The organism is Clostridium zeae (assembly GCF_017312485.1).
Taxonomy (GTDB): domain Bacteria; phylum Bacillota; class Clostridia; order Clostridiales; family Clostridiaceae; genus Clostridium_AR; species Clostridium_AR zeae.
Window position 1 is genome coordinate 1182828 of the sequence record NZ_BMBA01000001.1, and the last position, 23383, is coordinate 1206210.

General features: G+C 31.1%; 22 protein-coding genes. 5 read left to right on the plus strand and 17 right to left on the minus strand.

Going from position 1 to position 23383, the window contains the following annotated elements:
• Positions 1 to 73: 73 nt before the first annotated feature.
• Entirely contained in the window at positions 74 to 430 is a 357-nt protein-coding gene (locus J3477_RS05495) for a tetratricopeptide repeat protein (RefSeq protein WP_206868601.1), read from the plus strand.
• 13 nt (positions 431 to 443) lie between these two features.
• Here the strand turns inward: J3477_RS05495 and J3477_RS05500 are convergent, their stop codons facing one another.
• From J3477_RS05500 to J3477_RS05510, 3 genes are read right to left on the minus strand one after another with little or no spacing between them, the layout of a single operon-like run.
• Entirely contained in the window at positions 444 to 1613 is a 1170-nt protein-coding gene (locus tag J3477_RS05500; protein ID WP_206868602.1) for a transglutaminase-like domain-containing protein, read from the minus strand.
• Positions 1614 to 1619: 6 nt separating this feature from the next.
• The gene (gene recX, locus J3477_RS05505; protein WP_206868603.1) at positions 1620 to 2261 is read right to left on the minus strand and encodes a recombination regulator RecX; all 642 of its coding nucleotides are present in this window, start codon (positions 2259 to 2261) and stop codon (positions 1620 to 1622) included.
• Positions 2254 to 3525, minus strand: a complete 1272-nt coding sequence (locus J3477_RS05510) for a M16 family metallopeptidase (RefSeq protein WP_206868604.1) — start codon at positions 3523 to 3525, stop codon at positions 2254 to 2256. The genes recX and J3477_RS05510 overlap by 8 nt, the downstream gene beginning before the upstream one ends.
• Before the next feature lie 314 nt (positions 3526 to 3839).
• Between J3477_RS05510 and J3477_RS05515 the strand changes: the two genes are divergently transcribed.
• On the plus strand, positions 3840 to 4514 hold the full coding sequence (locus J3477_RS05515; RefSeq protein WP_206868605.1) for a response regulator: 675 nt from the start codon (positions 3840 to 3842) through the stop codon (positions 4512 to 4514).
• Entirely contained in the window at positions 4511 to 6004 is a 1494-nt protein-coding gene (locus tag J3477_RS05520; protein ID WP_206868606.1) for a sensor histidine kinase, read from the plus strand. Before J3477_RS05515 ends, J3477_RS05520 begins: the two co-directional genes overlap by 4 nt.
• Positions 6005 to 6139: 135 nt before the next feature.
• Here J3477_RS05520 and ymfI read toward each other — a convergent pair whose 3' ends face one another.
• From ymfI to glyA, 3 genes are all read right to left on the minus strand, one after another.
• Complete coding sequence (gene ymfI / locus J3477_RS05525) at positions 6140 to 6883, minus strand: elongation factor P 5-aminopentanone reductase (RefSeq protein WP_206868607.1); 744 nt, start codon at positions 6881 to 6883, stop codon at positions 6140 to 6142.
• A 61-nt stretch (positions 6884 to 6944) separates the two neighbouring features.
• Positions 6945 to 7880, minus strand: a complete 936-nt coding sequence (locus J3477_RS05530) for a dipeptidase (RefSeq protein WP_206868608.1) — start codon at positions 7878 to 7880, stop codon at positions 6945 to 6947.
• A gap of 317 nt (positions 7881 to 8197) precedes the next feature.
• Positions 8198 to 9433, minus strand: coding sequence for a serine hydroxymethyltransferase (glyA, locus tag J3477_RS05535; RefSeq protein WP_206868609.1), 1236 nt, complete (start codon positions 9431 to 9433; stop codon positions 8198 to 8200).
• A 458-nt stretch (positions 9434 to 9891) separates the two neighbouring features.
• On the opposite strand from glyA, the gene J3477_RS05540 reads away from it, so the two are divergent.
• Both J3477_RS05540 and J3477_RS05545 read left to right on the plus strand, forming a co-directional pair.
• On the plus strand, positions 9892 to 10659 hold the full coding sequence (locus J3477_RS05540; RefSeq protein ID WP_206868610.1) for a threonine/serine exporter family protein: 768 nt from the start codon (positions 9892 to 9894) through the stop codon (positions 10657 to 10659).
• Between the two features lie 4 nt (positions 10660 to 10663).
• On the plus strand, positions 10664 to 11128 hold the full coding sequence (locus tag J3477_RS05545) for a threonine/serine exporter family protein (protein ID WP_371876584.1): 465 nt from the start codon (positions 10664 to 10666) through the stop codon (positions 11126 to 11128).
• A 55-nt stretch (positions 11129 to 11183) separates the two neighbouring features.
• Here J3477_RS05545 and J3477_RS05550 read toward each other — a convergent pair whose 3' ends face one another.
• The 11 genes from J3477_RS05550 to secD form a co-directional block, all read right to left on the minus strand.
• Positions 11184 to 11480: a metal-sensitive transcriptional regulator gene (locus J3477_RS05550; protein ID WP_206868612.1), complete on the minus strand. Its 297-nt coding sequence runs from the start codon at positions 11478 to 11480 to the stop codon at positions 11184 to 11186.
• Positions 11481 to 11695: 215 nt separating this feature from the next.
• Positions 11696 to 13480: an aspartate--tRNA ligase gene (gene aspS / locus J3477_RS05555; protein WP_206868613.1), complete on the minus strand. Its 1785-nt coding sequence runs from the start codon at positions 13478 to 13480 to the stop codon at positions 11696 to 11698.
• 11 nt (positions 13481 to 13491) lie between these two features.
• A complete protein-coding gene (gene hisS, locus J3477_RS05560) occupies positions 13492 to 14748 on the minus strand; it encodes a histidine--tRNA ligase (protein ID WP_206868614.1) in 1257 nt (418 codons plus the stop codon).
• Between the two features lie 16 nt (positions 14749 to 14764).
• Entirely contained in the window at positions 14765 to 16189 is a 1425-nt protein-coding gene (locus J3477_RS05565; protein ID WP_206868615.1) for a coproporphyrinogen III oxidase, read from the minus strand.
• A gap of 26 nt (positions 16190 to 16215) precedes the next feature.
• Positions 16216 to 16815 carry an MBL fold metallo-hydrolase gene (locus J3477_RS05570; protein ID WP_206868616.1) on the minus strand — a complete coding sequence of 200 codons (600 nt, stop codon included), beginning with the start codon at positions 16813 to 16815 and terminating at the stop codon, positions 16216 to 16218.
• Positions 16816 to 16827: 12 nt separating this feature from the next.
• A complete protein-coding gene (gene dtd / locus J3477_RS05575; protein WP_206868618.1) occupies positions 16828 to 17277 on the minus strand; it encodes a D-aminoacyl-tRNA deacylase in 450 nt (149 codons plus the stop codon).
• A 15-nt stretch (positions 17278 to 17292) separates the two neighbouring features.
• Positions 17293 to 19476 (minus strand): RelA/SpoT family protein, encoded by a 2184-nt coding sequence (locus tag J3477_RS05580; protein ID WP_206868619.1) that lies wholly within the window; start codon positions 19474 to 19476, stop codon positions 17293 to 17295.
• 181 nt (positions 19477 to 19657) lie between these two features.
• A complete protein-coding gene (locus J3477_RS05585) occupies positions 19658 to 20176 on the minus strand; it encodes an adenine phosphoribosyltransferase (protein WP_206868621.1) in 519 nt (172 codons plus the stop codon).
• Between the two features lie 38 nt (positions 20177 to 20214).
• On the minus strand, positions 20215 to 21066 hold the full coding sequence (locus tag J3477_RS05590; protein ID WP_206868622.1) for a DHH family phosphoesterase: 852 nt from the start codon (positions 21064 to 21066) through the stop codon (positions 20215 to 20217).
• 146 nt (positions 21067 to 21212) lie between these two features.
• A complete protein-coding gene (secF, locus tag J3477_RS05595; RefSeq protein ID WP_206868624.1) occupies positions 21213 to 22082 on the minus strand; it encodes a protein translocase subunit SecF in 870 nt (289 codons plus the stop codon).
• Between the two features lie 5 nt (positions 22083 to 22087).
• Entirely contained in the window at positions 22088 to 23353 is a 1266-nt protein-coding gene (gene secD, locus J3477_RS05600) for a protein translocase subunit SecD (RefSeq protein ID WP_206868626.1), read from the minus strand.
• Positions 23354 to 23383: the final 30 nt, after the last annotated feature.

Here is a 23383-nt window from a genome sequence, read left to right on the forward strand (position 1 = left end):
TATTCTTATAGCCTATGTCAATAATTATTAAAGAGATTAATTACATTTGTTGTAAAAGTATTGGAGGATTTTTATGAGTAGTTTTGTTAAAGGTAATGAACTTTATAACAATAAAAATTATGGGGAAGCCCTCTCCTATTATATCAAAGCTATAGAAGAAAAAGATAACGAGCCTTATTCCTACTACAATGCAAGTGTTTGTTATATAAAGCTCAAGGATTTCTCAAGGGCAATTGATATGCTTTCTAAAGCCATTGACTTAAATTTAGATGCTAAATATTTCTTTAACTTAGCTTATTGTTATTCTATGATTAATAGTCCTCAAAAAGCACTACGCTATTTCAATATGGCATGGGCATTAGATAACAGCGATAAGGATTGTGAAAAAGCAATTAATTTAATTGTTAATAAATACAAAAAAGCACCTTAAAGTTAGGTGCTTTTTACCATTCTCCTGCAACTTTTTCTATTTTATGATCGTTATAAAATCTTTTAGAATCAAAATAATTTCCAGCTTTATAAAAAGTAGTATCTACTGTTATCCAACGATTTTCTTCTCTTATATAAACTTCATTCCATGCATGATTCACCCATTGTTCCCCGTTGTATCCTTGCCCAATAACTAATCTAACCTTAAGGTTAGCAGCTCTTGCCATTGCAACATAAAGACATGAGTAATCAAAGCAAATTCCAGTCCTTGTTTCATAAGTAGGTATAGCTCCAGACTGTACTCTAAAGTTATTGCTTAGTATTTCATTAGCTTTATTATCATCATACTCTATGTTTGTACCAATCCAGGAATATAACGACTTAGCTTTCTCTTTGTCACTGCTTTTAAATCTAGTAAGTTTTAAAGCCTCCTGATTTATTGTTTCATTTGATTTAATCCCCTGATCTAATGTTACCCCATTATAATAAATTACTTCTCTTGCATTTGTGCTCTTACTACTATTTTTATTATTTTGATTTTCATCAACTTTTACTACCTTTATTTTAAGTGAGTCATTTAAGACTCTTGGTATCTCTTTCACTATAGGAGAAGTTGTAATCGGGTTTATTACATTTTTGCTTATAGTTTTATATATAGCACTTCCGTTGATTGATTTTTTTACTTCACTAGGAAAATTAAGGTAGTTTATAAAGTTCAAAGATATACAGATAATTATTAAAAATATAATAGCTCTCGGCAATGCAAATATGGCTCCAACGAATCCTCTAAACACATTTCCCTTGCTTTGAGAATACCTACTTAAGGTATTTATGAATGGTTGTACCGTGAACCTATTGAATATTCTTATTAAAATAAATATTATATTATATACCAAATAAATTATAATCAAAAACACAGCATAATAGCTTATCTGCCTATATCCGTTTAAGATAGTATCTAAGTAATCTGATAAGCTACTTAAATAATCTACTATTTTAGGTAATAATTCTTGTTTAGAACAATAGATTACAGCAAGAACTATTGATAAAAATAAAGCAATACTTTTTTCTATATCAAGGATCTCTTCCATAGCATCTTCTGAACTAAATTTGTTTATAAAACCTGCAATTACAGGTATCACAAACACAGCTATTAGTATAAGATTTGTAGTATTAAAATTCATAATCATCTACTCCATAAATTGATCAGTTTTCATTACCTTCTTTATCAATCTATTAATCATTTCAAATTCATATCCCTTAGATGCCATAAACCTAAATAGTTTTTGTGATATTTTTAATGTGTCCGATTCTCTCTTTATTAACGAATCGTACTTTTTCTTACATAATATATAGGCACCTTCTTCTTCTCTTTCTGTATCTACATTATTTATTTTATCCTTTAATAGTTCCTCTGAAACACCTTTTCTTAATAAACTATAATAAATTTTATTTTTACCCTGATTTCCAATCTTATCTTTTAAGTACATTTCAGTATATAATTTATCATCTAAGAAATTATATTCTTTTAAAAATTCTAATGTTCTCTTTATCAAATTTTCTGGAAAAGCTTTCGATATTAATTTATCCCTTATTTCTTTCTCAGTCTTATAAGCTCTTTCAATGGTCTTTAATGCAGCATTCTTGCATTTAATAAAATCTTCTTCTTCGATTATTGTTTTGATTTTCTCTACATCAACTTTTTCATCTTTTCTAAGTCCATATCTATAAATTAACTCTGCATCACATCCAAAAGAAAATTCTTCGTCGATAAATATATTTACTCTTTTAGGATTCTTTTTTTGTACCTCTATACCAGTGATTTTACTCATCTATATCCTCTGCTTCCTTATCTGCATCTGATCTTAAAATATGAATTGTAGGGTTATTAAAAACCTTTCTTGCAATATCATATAAATCTATATTTTCGATATGATTAAGTCTTTCCATATCATGTATAAATTCATCTATTGGTTCTTCTTCAAGAATTTGATTAAGTACATAATTTGAGAGCTCAGAACTATCATCTAGAGTAGATACCACTGCAGTTTTATGAACCTTTTTCATTAGTTCTATGGTACTCTTAGGAAAAGGAATCTCCTCTGTTTTTATCTTGTCTATACAGTCATTTATTGCATTAAGAGCTTCTTCGATATTCTCATCTTCAACTGAAGTAAATATATATAAAGTTCTAATATCATTACCTAAATCTAAATTAGTATATATATCGTACGCAAGTCCTCTTTCCTCTCTAAGCTCTCTAAAAAGTATAGAATTAGCACTTTCACCAAATTTGTGATTAAGAATCTTTAGAGCTAATTCTTCATCCTTATCTATATTATCTAAAGTATATAAATATGTTATAGTACTTAACTCTATATCCCTTTTATACGTAGTTACAGTAACTTCCTTATTTTTTTCAAATTCTATCTCATCTATATGATTTAATGTGCCATTCCACGCACCAAAGAATTTAGAAATAATTGATATAGCTTCTTCATGATCATAAGATGAAACAATTGTTATTGTAGTATTATCTGGAGTATAAAATTTCCTATAAAAACTCAGTAAATCTCCTTTAGTAAACCTACTTACACTTTCTTCGTCTCCACTTATCTCATATCTTAAAGGGCTATACTCAAAAGCAATTTCATTAATTCTCTTGAAACTCAAATCTTCTATATCATCTTTACTGGTTTTTATTTCAGCTAGGATGACCCCTCTTTCCTTCTCCAGTTCATCTTTGTCAAAGGTTGATTCTATAACCATATCTCCAAGGAGTTCTATTGCTTTCTCAATCTCCTCTTGAAGACAAGTCACACTATACACGGTAGAACAAAAATCAGTATATGCATTATACTCCCCACCTAAGAACTCCAACTGGTCATTCAATGTTTTATTATCTCTTGTCTTAGTTCCTTTAAATAACATATGTTCAATGAAATGAGCCACACCTTTTTCATTTACTCCCTCATTTAATGAACCAACCTTCACCCCTACATTTATAGAAGCAAGTTGTGTATCTTTCTTTATGGTTATTACATTAAGCCCATTGTTAAGCTTCGTAGCCTTACTGTCTAAATTCAATTTATACATTAAAAATCTCCATTTCTCATTAACGCTCAATTTTATATTTAAGTAATATTAGCAATTCTAAATCGAACCTTCTTGATACATTTTTAAATGCACCACTTCATATTAAATTTATGTCCTCAACCTTTCTTCTCTGATTTCAGAAGAGCTTTGAAAGTTGTTCCCAGTTGAATTGGTACATCTTTATCTATACATTTTATAATAATATCAATATAAACTCAATTATAATATTAATTTGAATAAATAGATTCATTGTCTATATATTGACACATTTCTTAGGTATAATGAAATTGTAATAGTTTCAAGGAGGTTTAATTATGGGTTTAACATTACTTATTGTCGAAGATGAAATAAGAATTCGATTTCTTTTAAGGGATTATTTTTTAAAAGAGAACTTTAAAATATTTGAAGCAAAGAACGGTAAAGAAGCATTGAACATATATTCTGAAGAAAAAATTGACCTAGTGATTCTAGATATAATGATGCCAGAGCTTAATGGGTTCGAGGTATGTAAAAAAATACGTGAGGTTTCTACAACTCCTATAATAATGCTTACTGCTCGTAGTGAGGAAGATGATAAATTATTAGGCTATGAGCTTGGGGCAGATGATTACGTAACAAAACCTTTTAGCCCAAAGGTTTTAGTAGCTAAAGTAAAAGCTCTTTTAAAAAGAACTAGTAATAAAACTGATACAAATATAATGGACTATGATGGTCTAAAGATAAATAAGATTTCACATGAGGTTATGGTTTACGATAAAACTATAAACCTATCACCAAAAGAATTTGATCTATTGATTTACTTAGTTTCCAATGAAGGTATTGCTCTTACAAGAGATCAGATCTTAGATAGTGTATGGGGGATTGATTACTATGGAGATTTAAGAACTGTAGATACAAATATTAAAAGATTAAGAGAAAAACTTTTGGATAAATCTGAGTTCATAACTACTGTTAGAGGAAGTGGATATAAGTTTGAGGTGAAAGAATGAAGCAAAGTATATCAAAGAGAATTTTCGTAATCACCTTTGGGCTAATAATAGCTTTAATGGTTGCAGCTGCTTTATTTCAGATGTTTTTCTTTGAGCGCTTTTATACTGATAAAAAAATGAAACTACTGGTAGCTAGTGTGGAAAACTTTAAAACTTCATACTCAGGTACCACAAACAGAAACGCGATAATCAGTGGATTAAACAATTTACAGTACAGTACCAGTGCTCAGGCAGGTATTTATTCGTCAAATGGGCTCCCTATGTATGGTTCAGATCAAAGTTTAGATGTAACAAGTAGCATTTTTAATTCGCTTATTAGCCCAGACAATATTTCTGATATCTTTAGTTCAGGAAAAACTTTAAGCCAAGTTTATGACAATAAAGAGCACAATATAAAACATATAGTAGTAATAACACCTATGTCTATTAACACGAAAAACGACTCAATATTAATAACGGTTTATTCTTTCCAGAGCATTAAAGAAGCCTCTTCAATAATAGGACAGTTTTATAAATACATTTTTGTTGCCTTGATTTTTATAGGTCTTATACTATCCTTTATATACTCAGATTTAATATCAAAACCACTTAAGAGGCTTAATAAGGTTGCTCGTAAGATGTCTTCCATGGACTTCACTGAAAAATGTATATCCGATAGAGAAGATGAGATAGGCGATCTTGCTAAAACGCTTAACTTTCTATCAGAAAACTTATCTAATGCTTTAACTGACTTGAGAACAAAAAACCAAAAATTACAGGCTGATATTGAGAAAGAACGTAAACTGGAAAAAATTCGTAAAGATTTTATTGCGGGAGTTTCACATGAACTAAAGACTCCAATAGGAATTATCGAAGGATACGCAGAAGGATTAAAGGATAATATTGTTGATGGAGAGGCTAAGGATATATACCTAGATATAATAATTGATGAATCTAATAAAATGAATAAGTTGGTTATGGATATGCTTGAACTCTCAAGACTTGAATCAGATAGCAACAAACTTCAAATAGATACCTTTGATATAATATCTCTTACTAACGAAATACTATTTAAATACTCAAACACTTTTGCAGAAAAAAATTTAAAAATAAACAAATCTTATTCTGATGAAAATATTATCATGGTAATTGGTGATGAATTTAAGATAGAAAGTGTTATAACAAACTTCATAACTAATGCTATAAAGTATACTAACGAAAATGAAAATATAAATATATTTATAGGTGTTGATAGCACCAAAGCTTTATTCTCCATCGAAAACACAGGTGCTTTCTTGCAAAAGGATGATTTAGAAAAAGTTTGGGTTCAATTTTACAGAGTTGATAAGGCGAGAAGCCGTTCTGAAGGAAGTAGTGGCCTTGGCCTTGCCATTGTTAAGCAAATGCTTACACAACATAATAGTACCTTCGGAGTAAGAAACACCGTAAATGGGGTTGAATTTTTCTTTGACTTGAATTTAGATAATATTAACACAACTGAAGTTGAATAAAATATTGATCATTTATAGGTATAAAGCCATACATATTATGAGATATTTTTTCTCATTTATGTATGGCTTTTATCGCTAAATTATTTAGTTATATCTTACTTTAAATTAGTAAATCTATATTTATAAATAATTATATTAAATCATTCCACCATCCACTGTGAGTATTTGACCTGTCAGATAAGATGATTGGTCTGAGCATAAAAAGCTTACAACTTCAGCAACCTCATTACCTTCACCAAATCTACACATTGGTATCTCATCTATTAGCATGTTCTTTTCTTCTTCTGAAAGCCACTTATTCATAGATGTATTTATAACTCCAGGTGCTATCCCATTGACTCTTATCTTAGATGGCGCAAGCTCTTTTGCTAAGGCTTTAGTAAAACTGTTTACTGCTCCCTTAGTAGCACTATAAATAGCCTCACAAGCCGCACCTGACTGACCCCATATTGAAGATATATTTATAATTATACCTTTTCCTCTATTTAAGAAATATGGAATTGTAAATTTTGATGTATACATTACACCTTTGATGTTAGTATCTATCAGTTTATCTATCTCATTTTCATTCATATCCATCAATAGTCCAATATATGAAACACCTGCATTATTTATGAGAATATCAATTTTGCCAAAGGTTTGAGATGTAAATTCTATCAGTCTTTGAGCTTCTGAGTATATTCCTACATTGCTTTGAAATGCTACTGCATAACCACCATTTTCTTTAATATAACTGACAACTTCTTCTGCTCCTTCATGGTCCATATTATAGTTGACCACAATTAACGCTCCTTTAGATGCTAAATTTATTGATATGTCTTTTCCGATACCTTTTGAAGCGCCAGTTACTATTACTACTTTTCCATTTAAATCATTCATAAAATATCCACCTACGAAATCTATATCTAGCTTTAAATTAGCCAAAGCTGCTTATCTTTTACTATAATACTTCTCTTATAATTCTTTCCGCATTTTTATAAAATATCTTTTCAACGTCATCATAAGAGAAATTATTTTTTAGAAGAGCATCTGCTAATTTTCCCATTTCACTTGCATCTTTTATTTCAACTTCGTTTTCTATTCCATCAAAGTCACTACCTAAAGCTATACAATCTATTCCACCAATTTTTCTTATGTTCTTAATATGCTCTACCATATCATCTATTTTTGTAGTCTTACTCTTACCTACAAAACCGCTGCAGAAGTTTATTCCCATCACTCCGCCTGCAGTGCTTAGTATCTTTATCATATCATCTGTTAAATTTCTAGTATGGTTTCTTATTGCTCTAGAATTTGAATGAGATGCAACAAAAGGTTTTGTTGAATATTTAGCTACATCAAAAAATCCACCATCAGATAAATGTGAAACATCTATAATCATCCCAAGATCATTCATTTTTTTAACCACTTCTATACCAAAGGGTTTCAATCCCTTATCTGCATATTCTTTTTTGCAATGTGGATATCCAATTTCATTCTCAAAATTCCAAGTCAAGGTTATTAATCTAATCCCCATATCATAGAATTCTTGCAGATTATTTATATCACCAGCTATTGCTCCGCCTTCTTCTATAGTTATAAAAGCTCCTAGTTTATTTTCATTTTGACATTTTAAGTACTGGTCATAATTTCTTACTAAAGCTATATCAGATTTATTTTCATCTAATTCACTAACCAATCTTTTATACATATCAATGCAATCATTTTTTAAATCGCCACATTGATCTTTTTCTAAGAATAATGCAAAAAATTGAGCTTTAGCATTGCCAGACTTTAATTTCATTATATCAACTGAAAACTGATTTTCTTTTAACTTAGCCTCTTTATCACTAAATAGCTTCAATGCCGTATCACAATGTAAATCAATAAAATTCATACAATCACTCCCTTTTATACTATTTTATCACTTTTACGCTAAAGATGTACCTCTTCAAAGTATGATCAATTAAAATAAAAACTTTCATCACCTTTGTCTTAAGTGGTTGTTAAAGCACCGTGTTGAAATTAAGTGATTATACATCAGATGCTTTATAACCACTTAATTTCAACAATACTCTTAAACATATCCTATCATACTAATTATAAATAAATATGAACCACTGCAGCTTCAATTAATCACATGAGTCTTCCTACAACTTTAGGAGGATATATGAGTATTCAGCTACAATGGTTCAATCATATGCTTAATAAAAATTACTTATACAATGGATATTTATTACAAAGTACTTTCACTTTTTCCTTTGCAAAAGAAAGATCTCCATCCTTATTAGTTATTACATAGTCAATTATTTCAGCAATTTCTTTCATATCAGCTTCAACAAAACCTCTTGTTGTAACTGCAGGAGTTCCTATTCTTACTCCGCTTGTTACAAATGGGCTTCTAGTTTCATTTGGCACTGTATTCTTATTTACTGTTATACCTATAGTATCAAGAAGTATTTCTGCTTCTTTACCAGTTATGTCTTTGTTGCTTAAATCTACAAGTAACAAATGATTATCAGTACCGTTAGATACCAATTTAAATCCTCTAGCTATTAACTCTTCACCAAGAACCTTAGCATTTTTTATAACTTGAGTTGTATATTCCTTAAATGAAGGCTCTAATGCTTCCTTGAAACAAACAGCTTTCCCAGCAATTATATGCATAAGTGGTCCACCTTGCATTCCAGGGAAGATAGTTTTATCAATATCCTTTGCATACTTTTCCTTACAAAGAATTAGTCCACCTCTTGGACCTCTTAGAGTCTTATGAGTTGTTGAAGTAACAAAATCAGCATAAGGAACTGGTGATGGATGATCTCCTGTAGCCACAAGTCCAGCAATATGAGCCATATCCACCATTAAGTATGCTCCAACTTCATCAGCAATAGCTCTGAATTTTTCAAAATCAAGAGTTCTTGAATATGCGCTTGCTCCAGCAACTATCATTTTTGGCTTGCAGTCTAAAGCAAGCTTTCTAACATCTTCGTAATCTATTGTTTCAGTAGTTTTATCTACTTTATAAGAGACAAATTTAAATAACTTTCCTGAAAAATTCACTGGTGATCCGTGAGTTAGATGTCCTCCATTGCTAAGATCCATCCCTAAAACTGTATCTCCATGATTTAATACAGAAAAATATACTGCCATGTTTGCCTGAGAACCTGAATGTGGCTGTACATTAGCATGTTCAGCTCCAAAAAGTTTTTTCGCTCTTTCTCTTGCTATCTCTTCTACTTCATCTACTACGTGACATCCGCCATAGTATCTTTTGCTTGGATATCCTTCAGCGTATTTGTTAGTTAAATATGATCCCATGGCTTCCATAACTGCTTCGCTAGTAAAGTTTTCAGAAGCTATAAGTTCAATTCCATTTTGTTGTCTATGTAGTTCTTTTTCTACAAGATCATATATATCTTTGTCATTGTTTTTTAAATTATTAAAATCCATTCAATCACCCCAATTTCTTTCGTTTATATTGATTATATGTTTTAATAAGAATTTAATCAATATAACTAGTTAATAAAAATTGTAATGAAAACATTTTCACCTATATGTATTGTTAAAATATCTCATTAATGCTATTTTAGGTATTTCAATTTTTCCTACTAAAGCCAGAATAAATATTAAAGAGTTTATAATTAAATTAATCCACGGTTAATTATTATTAAAATCTTAGCTAAATAATTAAGTTACCACAATATATATGTTATAATACAACTGGTGCGATTTTAACATAGTGATTTTATGGAGTAAACTTCAATTATACGGGTCGGAAACTGCTGATAGTTAAGGTTATAAGATCAAACGAATATTAAGCTTATAAATGTACCTGGTATAAATTCCTGTAGCACCGTTAATATTAAAACACTACTAATAATCAATTATTAAATTTCGATGAGGTTATTATGGACATAAATAGAATTTTACATGTTGCCACCTTCGCTGGCCAAATTATACTAGAGAGCGGTGGAGAAACTTACAGGGTTGAAGAAACCATTTGGAGAATATGTAAAGCTTTCGGAGTAGAATATGCTGAAAGTTTTGTTACACCTACAGGTATAATGTCTTCTGTTTCAGATGAAAATCATAAAACTACCTCTCTTATAAAGAGGATACATAGAAGAACTGTTAACCTAGAAAAAATCTCTAAAGTTAATGATTTGTCACGAAATATAAAAACTTTAAATCTTACAGTTGATCAATTTTATAACGAGCTTATCAATATTGAAAACGGAAAAAGATATAGTGCTCCTGTAACAGTATTTTTCTCTGCCTTAGGTGCTGCTGCATTTTCCATATTGTTTGGCGGCAATATTAAGGATTTTCTTTCTGCCTTTATCATTGGAGTTGTTATAAAGTTATTTTCGAATCTCTGCAGTGAGTTTAGCATAAATGACTTCTTCATAAATAGTATAAGCGGCTCTATAGTTGCAGGTATGGCTCTAATTTTAGTTAGTGAAGGTATAGGTTCTAATGTAGATAAAGTTATAATAGGTTCAGTAATGCTCCTAGTTCCAGGTCTAGCAATAACAAATGCTATACGAGATACTATTGCCGGCGATTTAGTTTCTGGACTTACAAGAGCTGCTGAAGCATTCTTAATAGCTATCTCTATTGCTGTTGGGACCGGTGTTGTGCTAATTCTTTGGTTTAATAAGTTTGGGGGTATATAATATGTTGTTTAAAGAAACTATAGCTGCTTTTATTGCTACCTTCGGATTTGGTATAATCTTTAATATAAAAGGAAAAAACTTAATTTTTTCTTCTATCGGTGGTATGATAAGCTGGATAATTTATAAACTTGCTCTGCAGAAAACAGGTTCAGATATAGCTGGTCTATTTATTTCATCAATTGTATTCAGTGCGTATTCTGAAGCATGTGCTAGAATACTTAAAACTCCAGTTACTACAATAGTTATTTGTGCCCTTATACCTCTTGTGCCAGGTGGAGGAATGTATTATACAATGTACGAAGCTATTAGAGGAGATATGAATAAATCTTTTCAAACTTTAGCTACAACTTTAGCAAGTGCTGGAACATTGGCACTGGGAGTAATATTTGTTTCAACAATCACGAGATTGATTAGTTCTGCTAGGCATCATTATATAGAGTTAATAGATAAGAATAGACGACCATATTGATTCTAATCATCAAAAATAGGCATCCCATTAGGAATGCCTATTTTTTTTAATCAAATTACTTCATAAAGGTATTTATTGTTTTAATCAGCTGTTGTAAACCTTCTTCTGCGTCTGAATCATTAGGAATGCCCATACAATTTCTCGCATAATCTTCTATAATCAATGCTCCAACCTTATTTATAGCCGCTCTAATAGCTGCTATTTGAACAAGAACATCTGGACAGCATACATTTTTATCTATCATTCCATGAATGCCTTTAACTTGACCTTCTATTCTTCTTAGCCTTACTAATATATCCTTCTTAAGCTTTTCACTTTTTTCATCTACCATATCATCAATTATTTCATCCATAATATATCACTCCTGTTAGTATACCAGTATACGGTATATATTGTATCATCTGAGGCTCTTTTATACAATAAATAACTTCTTTAATACAAAGAATTACATTTGAAATTTCTAAATTGAGTTATCATAAAAATTTTATTTTTTATATAAAAAAATAACCCCAATAATAAATATTGAAGTTATTTTCCATATCATCAACTGCTTTAATTTACAGCAGTTTATTTTTCACTTTTTACAGTTGCAATTCCAAGCTCTGTTAATTGTTTTTCATCCACAACATTTGGAGCTTCAGTTAAATAACAGAATGCATTTTGATTCTTAGGGAATGTTATAACATCTTTAATGTTATCAGTACCAGCTAAGAACATTATCATTCTATCAAGACCAAATGCTAATCCTCCGTGAGGTGGTGGTCCGAATTTAAAGGCTTCAAGTAAGAATCCAAACTTTTCCCAAGCTGATTCAGTTGTAAAGCCTAGAGCTTCAAACATCTTTTCTTGAAGTTTAGTATCGTGGATTCTTATAGATCCTCCACCAAGTTCTTCTCCATTAAGAACTAAGTCATAAGCCTTAGCTCTAACCTTTCCAGGTTCAGATGTTAAGAATTCAATATCTTCATCCATTGGCATTGTGAATGGATGATGTGCTGCAAAATATCTTCCTTCTTCTTCATCATATTCGAAAAGTGGGAACTCAGTAATCCATGTGAAGTTAAATTCATTCTTATCCTTTATTAAATCAAACTTCTTAGCCAATTCTAATCTTAGTTGTCCTAAGCTTTGGAAAACTACAGAGTTTTTATCTGCAACGATTAAAATTAAATCTCCGTCTTCTGCATTCATTGTATTTATAATATTTTTAAGTTCATCTTCCTTTAAGAACTTAGCTATTGGAGATTTAACTTCTCCATCTTTAAGTTGGATCCAAGCTAATCCTTTAGCTTTGAATGTCTTAACGAATTCACCTAATCTATCTATATCTTTTCTTCCCATAGAAGCTCCACCTTTTAAGTTAAGAGCTCTAACAGATCCGTTATTTGCTATTGCATCAGCAAACACTTTAAATTCTGCAAATTTAACAGCTTCAGTAAGATCAGTAATTTCCATACCAAATCTTAAATCTGGTTTATCTGAACCGTATTTTTCCATACCTTCTTTAAAAGTCATTCTCTTTATTGGAAGTTTAACTTCCACACCTAAAACTTCTTTAAATACATGAGCTATTAATCCTTCATTTAATGCAATTACATCATCAGCTTCAACAAAGCTCATTTCAAGGTCAACTTGAGTAAATTCAGGCTGTCTGTTAGCTCTTAAATCTTCATCTCTAAAGCATTTAGCTATTTGGAAGTATTTATCAAAACCTGAAACCATTAAAAGTTGTTTAAATAACTGTGGTGATTGAGGTAATGCATAAAACATTCCCGGATAATTTCTTGAAGGCACTAGATAGTCTCTAGCTCCTTCAGGAGTTGACTTTGTTAGTATTGGAGTTTCAACTTCTAAGAAGCCATTATTATCTAGATAATCTCTTATAGCTTTAGTAGCTCTGTGTCTTATCATGAATATATTTTGCATATCCGGTCTTCTTAGATCAAGATATCTATATTTTAATCTTATATTTTCAGCTGCATCTAAATTTTCTTTTATATATATAGGTGGAGTTTCAGATTCAGATAATATTTTTATGTACTCAGCCTTTAGTTCTACCATACCAGTTAGAATATTGTTGTTCGGAGCTTCTCTTTTTACTACTTCACCAGTAACAGCAATACAGTATTCTGATCTTATACTGCCAGCTTTGTTAAATGCTTCACTGTTTATCTCATCTCCAAAAACAACTTGAAGTATTCCTGTTCTATCTCTTAAATCTACGAATTCTAATCCGCCTAAATTTCTTCTTCTTTGAACCCATCCCATTACTGTTATGTTTTCGCCTATATTACTTTCTCTTACTTCACCACACATTATGGTTCTCTTTAATCCTTGTAATGCTTCACCCATGGTGTATCCTCCTATTGCTCTTTTATTAATTTAGCTAAGAAATCTAAATCAGTAAGATTTACTATGCTTTCTTCGCCATTACTCATATTTTTAAGTTTTGCAGATTTATTTGCAATTTCATCTTCACCTAATATTAAAGTGAATCTTGCTCCTATTTTATTAGCATATTTCATTTGAGCTTTAACACTCTTCTTCATATGATCACATTCACAGTATATTCCATTTTTTCTTAAATCGCAAATCAATTTTAATGCTTCAAAATTAGATTTTTCCCCAATAGATCCAACAAATAAGTCAATATAATTTGGTTTTGGAATCTCCACTCCTTGATTTTCTATTATCATAAGAAGTCTTTCAAGTCCTAATCCAAATCCAAAAGCTGGCATTGAAGGACCGCCAATTTCTTCAATAAGCTTATCATATCTTCCTCCACCACAAACTGTTAATCCATCATGGATTATCTCAAAAACTGTTTTTGTATAATAATCTAAGCCTCTTACTATTTTAGAATCAACATTATATTTTATCCCTAATGCATCTAAGTACCCTTTCAAGTTATCAAAATGAATACTGCACTCTTCACAAATGAAGTCTAGTATAACCGGAGCCTTTTCAGTGATTCCCTTACACTTGTGTTCTTTACAGTCAAGTATTCTCATAGGATTTCTTTCAAATCTAGTTTTACAGGTTGCACAAAGATTATCGTAATTTTCCTTAAGATACTCTTTAAGCGCATTGTTAAACTTTTCTCTACAATGAGGACATCCCAAACTGTTTATATTTAAACTAAGATCATTCAGTCCAAACTCTCCTAAAGCTCTCATTGCAAGTGATATAATTTCAGCATCTATAGATGCTTCTTTAGATCCAAATACCTCTATACCATATTGATGAAACTGTCTTAATCTACCCTTTTGAACATTTTCATATCTAAATGCAGGCGTAAAATAATAAAGCTTTGTAGGCTGTGCATCTGCATACAGGCTGCTTTCAATAAAAGCTCTAACTGCTGGCGCAGTTCCTTCTGGCTTTAAAGTTACACTTCTTCCACCTTTATCTTCAAAAGTGTACATTTCCTTTTGAACGATATCAGTGGTCTCTCCAACTCCTCTTAAGAATAATTCTGTATGTTCAAACATAGGAGTTCTTATTTCTCTTATACCATATTCTCTTGATAATTTTCTAAACTTCTCTTCTACATAATGCCATTTATATGCGTCACTTGGCAGCATATCCTTGGTTCCTTTAGGTGCCTGTATTGATGACATGTTACTACCTCCAAAACTAATATAATGTGTTAAATAAGGTTATTTTACCTTCTATCATTTCGTCAATTCTATTTATATATTCTTTAACATCCTTAACATTTCCAAAGCGCTCTATTCTATTTTCATCCAAAAACACCACTTTTGACACAGCATCTGCCCCTAAAGCTATTATGGTTTGGCTATCTTCAATCATTTGAATATTATATATACATTCTTTATCAACCTTTGAATAGCCCACATTCTCCATGTTTCCAACCATATTTTTTTGCCTATACATATAGTATGGGTGCATATCTAAATCTTCAGCCAGCTTTTTAGTCTCTTTGTACATTTTATTAAGTTCTTCCTGCTTCGGAATATGAATAGTCTGTTTTAAAACTAGGTTCTCATGCAATCTAGAACTTCTCTTTATAGACATTCCATGTACAGTTAAGCTCTCTGGTTTTAGCTCAAGTATTCTTCTATAGGTATTTTCTACTTCTTTCAAACCTTCATTTGGTAAACCAACAATAATATCCATATTTATATTATCAAAGCCTAAACTTCTGGCAAGATTGAATTTGTCTATTACATCTTCTACAGAATGATTTCTACCTATTTCTTTTAAAGTAATATCATTCATAGTTTGAGGATTTATACTTATTCTATCTACTGAATACCTTCTCATTGTTTCGAGCTTTTTTGAAGTTATACTATCAGGTCTTCCACACTCCACTGTAAACTCTTTAATATTCTTATCTAAAACAAAGCTTTCATATACCTTTTTCATTATATCTTCAAATTGTTCATCATCTACTGCAGTAGGTGTACCACCACCAAAATAGACAGTTTCAATAATCAAATCTTTGCTTTCTACATAATCTTTAATAGAACCAATTTCTTTCGAAAGAGCTTCTAAATAAGGATCAACTTGTTTCTTACATCCACCGATTGGATTAGATGCGAAAGAACAATACAAACACCTTGTTGGACAAAATGGCATTCCAACATATATGCTAATGATTTTTGAATCTTTATTTATAAACTTCTCTTCATATTTAGCCACTTCAATACATAGTTCAGCCTTCTCTTTTTCCACCAAAAACTCATCAGAATAATGCTTAACTATTTCCTCTTCTGAAACACCTTCGTTTATAAGCTTCAATGCTCTCTTACTAGGCCTTATTCCAATCATTGTTCCCCATGGATATTTTTCGCCAGTAAGACTTGATAAAGCAGTAAAAATACTCTTTTTTATCTCTTCTTTTTTACCGTCTTTTATATTTCCTTCAAAAAGAATTTCTTGGTCTTTAAGCAATTCCATATAATCACCATTTATAGACACGCAGAAATCTTCACCTTCCTTAACAAAAGAAATGTCTTGAAAGGTGAAGAAAATATTAAACATTTGATATACATCATACCTATACTTTTCATCATTTAGTTTTATCTTAATTTCCATATACGCTCCTTACATAAAGGTATAAACTATTCTAAAAATGGATTATTACTTCTTTCGAATCCGATAGTTGTAGTATCCCCATGACCAGGCAATACTCTTACAGAATCATCTAAAACCATTAGCTTTTCTGTGATACTATTTATCAAAGTGGCGAAATCTCCACCTGTAAAGTCAGTTCTTCCTATCGACTGTTGGAATAAAGTATCACCAGATATAAGTATATCACCTATTAAGAAGCTTATTCCACCAGGTGTATGCCCCGGTGTGTGTATGCATTTAATCTTAATGCCTGCAAACTCTAACTCTTGTTCATCTGCAAGATAGTGATTAGCCTTTGGCAAGTTGCCAAAAACATAAGTATTTTTAAGTATGAGTTCTTCTTCAATTTCATTTATATAAAATTCCACTCCATACTTATCCATAATATCTACCACTGCACCAACATGGTCAAAATGCCCATGGGTTATTAGAATTACTACTGGCTTTATATTTTTAGAATCTATAAAATCTATTATCTTTTCACTATCTGCACCTGGATCTATAATAATTCCTTCATTAGACTCGTCATTTACAACAATATAACAATTTTCAAGATTTGAACCAACTGGAATTCTAGCTATATTCATATTAAGTCCTCCTTAAAAATTCTTTTTACTATCAAGTATTAAAGTTACTGGCCCATCATTTAATATCTGAACCTTCATATCCGCTCCAAACATTCCTGTTTCTACTTTTAGGTCCTCACTTTTGCACATATCAACAAACATATCATAAAGTTTTTTTGCTTCTTCTCCGCCAAGTGCTTCCATGAAATTAGGTCTTCTTCCTTTTCTACAATCGCCATACAAAGTAAACTGAGATATTAAAAGAAGTTCACCATTTACATCTTGAAGAGATTTATTCATCTTTCCATTTTCATCTTCAAATACTCTAAGATTTATGATTTTGTCCTTTATGTACTTTAAGTCATCAACACTATCGTCTTTACTTATACCTAAAAGCACATTAAAACCAGTAGCTATTTCACCTACGATATTGTTATCAACAGTAACAGAAGAGCTCTTTACTCTTTGAACAACTGCTCTCATTCCATCACATCCTATTTAGCTATTCATTCTATATACATCAAGAACGCCTTTAAGTTTTTTTATCTTTCTCATTAATTCTTTAAGTTGATCTACATTATCTATCTTTACTTTAATATTTATTAAAGCAGTATTTGTCTTAGTAGAATTTGCATTGAGACCATTTAAAGGAAGCTTTGATTCTGTAATCACAGTCATAATATCAGCAAGGAGTCCATCTCTATCTTCTGACCTAACTTGAATTTCAGCAGTATAAGCACCTTTCGCTCCACCCCAATTTACTTCAACTATCTTTTCTGGTTCTTCATTCATTATGGTTTTAAAGTTGCTGCAATCTTTTCTATGTACTGAAATCCCTCTACCTCTTGTGATAAATCCAACTACTTCATCACCTGGCACTGGATTACAACACTTAGCAAAACGAACCATTAAGTTACTTTCACCTTTTACAGTTATTCCGTAATTAATATCTTTTTTATGTACTCTTTCACCTTTTGAAATATGTTCTTCTATGTTCTTTGTTATTTGTTCAGTAGATTGTACTGCTTTCTCATTAACACTATATTCCTTTAACCTAGATATTATTGTAGATGCAGATACCATCCCAATACCAACAGCAGCGTATATATCATCTACATTTCTCAAGTTGTTATATTTCTTTAAAAGCTTCTCGTAACCTTCTCCTTTAATAAGATCCATAAAGTTTACAAGTTGCTTTTTTGCTTCACGTTCTATAACATCTTTACCTTTATCAATATTTTCTTCTCTCTTTGCTCTCTTAAACCACTGTTTTATCTTACTTTTAGCTTGATTACTTGTAGCAATATTAAGCCAGTCAATATTAGGTCCTTTAGCAACTGATGACGTAAGTATCTCAACTATTTCACCAGTTTTCAATCTATAATCCAATGGAACCATTTTACCGTTTACTTTTGATCCTACACACTTATTTCCTACGTCAGTATGAATCTTGTATGCAAAATCAATTGGAGTTGCATCATTTGGTAAACTTATAACAATTCCTTTTGGGGTAAAGACAAATATTTCATCTGAAAATAAGTCCAGTTTAAAGCCTTCCATGAATTCTTCTGCGTCTGCAGTGTCCTTCTGCCATTCAAGCATATCCCTAAGCCAAGATAGCTTAGTTTCAAAAGAATCTTCTCTATTTTCTGCTGCGCCTTCTTTATATTTCCAATGCGCAGCTATACCATATTCAGCAGTTTTATGCATTTCAAAGGTCCTAATTTGGATTTCAAATGTCTTTCCCTGATGACCTATTACGGTAGTATGTAGTGATTGATACATGTTAGGTTTAGGCATAGCTATATAATCTTTAAATCTGCCTGGCAATGGCTTATAGATTGTATGAACTATACCTAAAGCTGCATAACAATCTTTAACGGAATTCACTAATATTCTTATAGCAGTAAGATCAAAGATTTGCTCTATATTCTTGTTCTTATTTACCATCTTTCTATATATACTATAAAAATGCTTTGGTCTTCCATCAATATCTGAGTCTATACCTGCATTTTCTAGATTTTCGGTAAGTTCATTTATTATGCTTTCTATATAATTTTCTCTTTCAGCTCTTTTTTCAGCGATTTGTTTTACTAAATCATAATATTCTTCTGAATGTAGATACCTAAACGCTAAATCCTCAAGTTCCCATTTTATTTTAGACATACCTAGTCTATGTGCAAGAGGTGCGAAAATATCTAAGGTTTCCTTAGCTTTTTCCTTTTGTTTTTCTTCAGGCATAAACTTTAAAGTTCTCATATTGTGAAGTCTATCAGCAAGCTTTATGATAATCACTCTTATGTCTTTTGCCATTGCAAGAAGCATCTTTCTTACATTATCAGCCTGTTGTTCTTCTTTTGTCTTATACCTAATCATATCAAGCTTAGTTACGCCCTCAACAAGATTAGCAACTTCCTCATTGAACATGTTTTTTATATCATTATAAGTATAATTCGTATCTTCTATTACATCATGCAAAAGTCCTGCAGCTATAGTATTTGTATCCATACCTAACTCTGCTAGTATTGAGGCTACACTCTCAGGATGAATTATGTACGGTTCACCAGATTCTCTTTTTTGGGATTTGTGCGCATCTGCAGCCAAATTATATGCTTTTTCTATAAGTGCTAGATCTACGTTATTACAGTTATGTTTAACTTTTTCAATTAAAATATCAAGCATACGAATTACACTCCTCGTTCATAATTGTTAAATTCCGTATCTAAAGTCAAAGGCTGGTTTATTAACCAGCCAAATATATCTACTATTATATTATATATATATCGATTTTTCAATGGATATATATATGTATGTTTTTTTATTACATATATTTTTCTTAGTATTATGAGTTTAGTGATTTTTTTTATAAATCATATTGAACTAATGATGTTATATCATAATTCTTAAGTTTATCTCTTCCATTAAGTTCAGTAAGTTCTATAGCAAAAGCAAGGGATACCACTTCACCACCAACTTGTTCTATAAGCTTTGCAACAGCACCAATGGTACCACCTGTAGCCAATAAATCGTCTACAATAGCAACTCTTGCACCTGGCTTTATAGAATCCTTATGAATCTCTAAGCAATCCTTACCGTACTCTAGTTCATATTCTACTGCTACTGTATCAAAAGGAAGTTTTCCCTTTTTTCTAACTGGAACAAAACCAACTCCTAATGCATATGCAACTGGAACTCCAAAAATAAACCCTCTCGCTTCTGGTCCTACTACTACATCAATTTGTTTTTCTTTTAGATAGTTAGCTATTTCATCTATTGAAGCTCTTAATCCTTCTCCATCACCTATCAAAGTAGTAATATCCTTAAAGCTTATTCCTTCCTTAGGAAAGTTATCAATTATTCTAATTTTACTTTTAATATCCATTTTTATTCCTCCAATAATTATTAATTGATTATGTAACCTTATCTAATCTTTTCATTATATAAGTATTTTGTTATTTGTCTTGCCCTTGATATATCATTAGTCGTTAAAAGCTCTACAACAATTCTAGCATTATCCTTCTTGTCCACAGCCCCAATTGCAGGAGTTATTACATCTATTATTTTTCTTATGCTATCATAATTAAATTCAACAATATTATAGAATTCCATTATTGCCCTTAATCCATAATTATTGGTGTTATTAAGAAAGTTAGCTCCTTCCTTAATAAAAACAGAATTTTCTCCTTTGTCCTCTGCTTCAGACGAAATCGTCCCAATTAAAATCAAATCCAAATATCTGTTTATACTCTTCATATTATAATATATTGCAATTGCTTGCATCAACTTAAAAGTTACTCCAGAAGCAGATAAACTTTTATATCTATATGAACAGCCGTCTTGGCTCGGATTTATATAAATTGCTCTAAAATCAGGTTTTAGCTTTCTATTTTCTGTAACAATCAAATCTATACCTAACTTGTTACAGAGAATTTCTTGATCTTTCGATTCTATCCCACAACCTACAGTTATAAGAAGCTCTGCTCCTAAAAAGTGTATGTGATTTTTTAGAGTTTCAGTCTCTAAATTGTGCGAATTGTTTTTTTCATCACTTACATAATACTCAACATCTGCATTTAAGTATTTTAAAACAAGCAAAAGGGAGGCTAAGCCGCACAAACCATCAACATCGCAACCTGAGTATATAACGATTTTTTCTCTTAGGTTTATTGCTTTAACCAATCTTTCTATGGCCTTATTCATATTTTTTATTATAAATGGATTGTATCCAGTTATATAGCTAGGGCGATAAATGCTCTCCCAAAATTTTTCCATGACTAACTCCTCCAAAAATAGAAAACAACTATATTATAATTTAAAATTGTAGTTTTGACAAACACTTTTGGAGAAAATATGACAGACCTCCACAATTTACGTGAAGGCCTGTAACTTTTTGTCAAATTATCTGCTAAAAATCAATTCTAAGCTGTCTTTACTTTAGCTTTTTCTTTTCTATTTTTAAGCATAACCCAAATTGGGCTTGCTATAAAGATTGATGAATAAGCACCTGAAACTATTCCTATTATAAGAGGGAACGCAAAATCTCTTACTGAAGGTACAAAGAAATAAACTGCACTTGTTGTTATCAAGGTTGTCAAAGCAGTATTAATTGATCTTGCAAAAGTTTGTGTTATACTTCTATTTGCAAGTTCAACATAATGCATTTTTCTATATTTCTTAGTATTTTCTCTTATTCTATCAAAAATTACTATTGTATCACTCATTGAATAACCTATTATAGTAAGAACTGCTGCTATAAATGGAGTGTTAACAGGTATATTAAATACTGAATATACTGTTAAAGTTATTAGCACGTCATGAACTAATGCCGCAATGGCTGCAATACCAAAATTAAATTCAAATCTTACTGCAATATATAATAGAATTACTGCTAGAGATATACCTAATGCAATAAAAGAATTTTTAGTAAGTTCACTACCTATAGATTGACCTATCTCCTGCTTAGTGAAATCTTTATCTTCTATTTTATATTTGTCCTTGATATCCTTTGTTAGGTTACCAACTTTCGTAGTATCCATGTATTTTGTCTTAATCTCAAGCTGAGTATTATTAACAGTATTTGTTACAGCATCATCCAAATATTTCTTTATTATCGCATCAGCTTCAGCTTTATTAAAATCTTTTTTGAAATCTATAGTTATTTGCGTACCACCTCTAAAGTCTATTCCAAAGTTTAGTCCGCCTCTATATATCATAAAGCCAACACCAATCGCTATTATTAACAAAGAGGAAATAAACCATATTTTTGTTTTTTCAATAATCTTAAACATCTGTTTTACCCCCTTTTAACCCTAAATAACGATGGTTTGCTTAAAAATCCAGCATTAACAGCCAAATTCATTAATAGTCTAACTATTATTATAGCTGTAAACATACTCAAAACAACACCAATTAGTAGTGTAAGTGCAAATCCTTTTACAGGACCTGACCCAAAGAAATATAATACTAAGGATGAAATTATAGTAGTTAAATTCGAGTCAACTATTGATGACATCGCATTATGGAAACCAGCTTTAACTGATGTTTTTACTGACTTACCTGTTCTTATTTCTTCCCTTATTCTTTCAAACATAAGTACATTTGCGTCTACCGCCATACCTATTGTAAGTAGAAGTGCAGCTATACCAGGTAACGTTAAAGTAACACCTACTGCTATAAAGGTAAATAAAACCAATGAAATAAATAATGTTAGACCTAAACATGCAATCAATCCAGGGCCTCTATAATAAAGCAACATAAATACGAAAATAATAGCTATACCAACAGCTCCTGCTTTTAATGCATTAGGTAGCGCATTTGCACCAAGCTGAGCACCTACAGTTTGAGTAGATACTGCTTTTACAGGCATAGGAAGTGCACCTGCATTTATTATAGCAGCTATTTTATTAGCTTCTTCAGCTGTTTTATTTCCTGTAATTTGAGCTTTTCCATCTATAATTGCATTTTGAACTACTGGACTTGTAAGTACATCTTCATCCATAGATATTGAGATTTGCTTTCCAATAAGCTTTGTAGTTGCATCTGCAAACTTTTTCTTTCCTGCATCATTAAATTCTAATGATACAATTATCTGTCCTGTTTGTTGATCTGTACCTGAAGTAGCTTTAGAAACATCCTTACCAGTTAATAGCACATTTCCATCAGGATCTTTAAAGCTTAACTCCCCAGTTTTACTTAAGCTGTCTACAATACTCTTAGAATCATATTGTCCCGGAATATCAACTCTGATTCTTTTGTTACCTTCTGTTGTAACAACTGTTTCAGCAACTCCAGCTTTATTAACTCTAAGTGAAAGCATTGCTTTAGTTTTATCTAGATCTTCCTTCTTGACAGCTTTGTCTGATTGAATTTCCATAATTACAGATACTCCACCTTGTAAATCCAACCCTTTTGTAATTGACTTTTCAAATGATTTGAATTCCCACTGGTTTGATCCAGAACCGACAACAAGACCATGAAATCCTGCGAATGCTAGAAAAAATATTCCTACAACGCAGAGAGTAAAAAGTATAATACTTTTGCCTTTGCCTTTTGTTTTCATTTTTATCCCCCTCTGTTAATTCTCATACAG